The 223-nt window shown below is 70.0% G+C and carries 1 protein-coding gene; it reads left to right on the forward strand.

What is annotated here, in order from left to right:
- A partial coding sequence (locus IH48_RS34160; RefSeq protein WP_037844363.1) for a polyketide synthase dehydratase domain-containing protein occupies positions 1 to 223 on the forward strand: 223 nt, incomplete at both ends.

Consider the following 223-nt stretch of genomic DNA (forward strand, 5'->3'; position numbering starts at 1 on the left):
CCACCACACCTACGCCGACATCACCCTCCCCGAGGACCCCGACACCGTCACGGATGAGGCCGACGCGTTCGACATCCACCCCGCACTCCTCGACGCCGCCCTGCACACCATCGCCCTACAGGCCCTGGACACCCCCAGCGGCGACGTGTCCGTGCCATTCTCCTGGACCGGCGTCGACCTGTACTCCACCGGCGCCCGCCACCTCCGCGTCAAACTCACCCCG

Origin of the sequence: Streptomyces sp. NRRL F-5126 (assembly GCF_000721265.1) — a bacterium.
In the GTDB taxonomy this organism is placed as follows: domain Bacteria; phylum Actinomycetota; class Actinomycetes; order Streptomycetales; family Streptomycetaceae; genus Streptomyces.